This window comes from Hyphomonas sp. UBA3601 (assembly GCF_002375605.1).
Lineage (GTDB): Bacteria > Pseudomonadota > Alphaproteobacteria > Caulobacterales > Hyphomonadaceae > Hyphomonas.
In genome coordinates this window covers 1-2,188 of the sequence record NZ_DFME01000119.1, presented here as the reverse complement: position 1 = coordinate 2,188, position 2,188 = coordinate 1, and the positions used below count along the sequence as shown (strand labels likewise).

The following is a 2,188-nucleotide window of genomic DNA, read 5'->3' as shown; positions in this document are numbered from 1 at the left end:
AGCAGAATGGCTTGCAAGGCAGACCAGAAATAGCGCTCCGTAAGGGTCTCGACGAGACCGGGAGCGGGTGTGAGCTCTTCGACCTCCAGTTCCTGAAACGGCATCAAGTCTACGGTGAGAGAGTCCCCCCGATCAGCGTTGAGGCCGGCACCAGAAAGGATCAATTGTTCAAAATCGGCCACCAAGCTGCGCATCAAGGGAGCAGAATCTTCGGCGTTGGCATCAAAACCGAGGACTTGTTCGTTTAGCAGTACAGCTACAGAAATACGTTCGATTTCACCCGGTAATGTTTCGGTTTCACGGCGTGTCTCATTGATGTCGTAAACAACACTCTCGGTCGAGTTTTTCACCGTGCTGTTGCCGCCGCCCTGGCTTCCGGCCCCTTGCGGCAGATTACTGGACACGGTGACACCTCCGCCCCCACCACCGCTGGCTTCGCTGGTGTCATTGCTGGTGCGATTGCGAATTACGCGCGAATTCGGGTCAAACACCACTTCGGACACGCGCTGGCGTTGGCGATTGACATCAACCGTCACGGACACGCGCGCATTGCCCGGACCGACGCGGGCCTCCAGCAAGCGCAGGATCTTTTGTTCCAGAGTGCTCGACTGGCCCTCGGCGACTACTCCCGGTTCTTCCATGCGGTCGATATTGGGCCCCGCCAGCATACCTCGCTTCGGATCGATCACGGCCACATCGGCCGGATCGAGTCCGGACACGGCGAGGGCGACGAGGTACTGGATAGCCTCAGCCTGGCTCGCACTGATCCGGTTGCTGGAAACCAAGGTCACGGATGCAGTTTGTGATGGGCCGGATCGGGAAAAACCCGATCGAAGGCTGGCGCCGATATGCACTCGCGCGGATGATACACCGGGAATGGCCAGCACGGTGCGGGTCAGTTCGCCTTCCTTCGCTCGCCAGTAAGTCGCATTGTACATTTCCGACGTGATCGAGAAGCCATTCACATCATCAAGCAGCTCATAACCGCTGACAGACTGCTGCGGCAGCCCGTCCTTGGCCAGCGCAAAACGAACCGAGTCGCGATCGGAGTTCGGAACAAAGATCGCCTCGCCGCGGATCTCATATTCGACGCCGCGCTTTTCGAGCTCAGCGATCACTTCACCGGTGTGCATCGGGTCCAGTCCGGCATAAAGCAGGCCCATGGGCTGCTTGACCGCACCTTGAACGAGCAACGACATGGCGAAGACCACACCGGCAACTGCACCCACAAGTGCGAGTTTCTGCGCCGTTGATAGCGCCTTCAGTGTGTCTAAAAGTTTCATAGGCCAGAAAACCCCGATCCCAACGCCATCATTCCATTGGTTAATATTTTCCGCGAAATCATTAACGCTTCCTTTACCCAGAGATTAATAAGCCTTTGTCAGCAGAAATTTTTTATTGGGTAACGTTTTGGCCTCTGACGCGAACACAGAACTTACTGAAGAAAAGTCTTCCGGCGGTGGGTTGATCCCGCTTGTGGTGTTGGCTGTCGTCAGCATGGCTGGCGCATTTGGGATCGTCTATTTTCTGTCGCCCAATACCCCTGCGGCAGCACTTGCATGTGCGCCAGGCGAAGGTGGCAAGCCGGCTCATACGCCGCTCGCGCTGGAAGATCACGTCTATGTAGAGTTGCAAGAAATCCTTGTCACGATAGGTAATGAGCCGGCCACTCGCTATGTTAAGATCAAGACTTCTGTCATCTCAGACAACAGTCATGTCAGCGCGGTAAAGAAAGCCGAACCCATGCTGGTCGATGCTTTCGTCGGTTACCTCCGTGCACTTCAGCTCTCTGATTTCGAGTCAGCTGACTTCTACCCGAAGATGAGGGAGCAACTCGCAATGCGATCCGAAATTGTGCTCGGTGCGGATGCTTCGCACGGCGTGCTCGTAACCGAATTCCTGCTACGGTAAGATGATGCCTCTAGATCCCTCCGACATAGCGCTCTTTCTCGTTTCGTTTGCGGCTTGCCTCTACTGTGCCCTGCTCAGCCGCAGGCTCAAGGCCCTGCAAAATACCAAGGATGGCTTGGGCGCATCCATTCGCGCCATGTCCGAATCAGTCGCCGCAGTTTCATCAGCGCGACACGAAGCGAAGGCTCAATCTGGAGAAATAGCAGTTCGACTTACCGCAATCCTCACTGAGGCGCATGACGCTGGCAAGAAGCTGACGGAGTTGAAAGATGCACTC

The 2,188-nt window shown here is 55.9% G+C and carries 3 protein-coding genes; 2 read left to right on the top strand and 1 reads right to left on the bottom strand.

Features of this window, described 5'->3' with window-relative positions; translation table 11 throughout:
* On the bottom strand, window positions 1-1,283 hold a 1,283-nt coding region (gene fliF, locus B4F73_RS12755), incomplete at its 3' end, for a flagellar basal-body MS-ring/collar protein FliF (protein WP_290483453.1).
* A 115-nt stretch (window positions 1,284-1,398) separates the two neighbouring features.
* Between fliF and B4F73_RS12750 the strand changes: the two genes are divergently transcribed.
* Window positions 1,399-1,911 (top strand): flagellar basal body-associated FliL family protein, encoded by a 513-nt coding sequence (locus B4F73_RS12750; protein WP_290483452.1) that lies wholly within the window; start codon window positions 1,399-1,401, stop codon window positions 1,909-1,911.
* A gap of 4 nt (window positions 1,912-1,915) precedes the next feature.
* Window positions 1,916-2,188 (top strand): hypothetical protein (locus tag B4F73_RS12745; protein ID WP_290483451.1); only part of this gene is annotated, 273 nt, incomplete at its 3' end.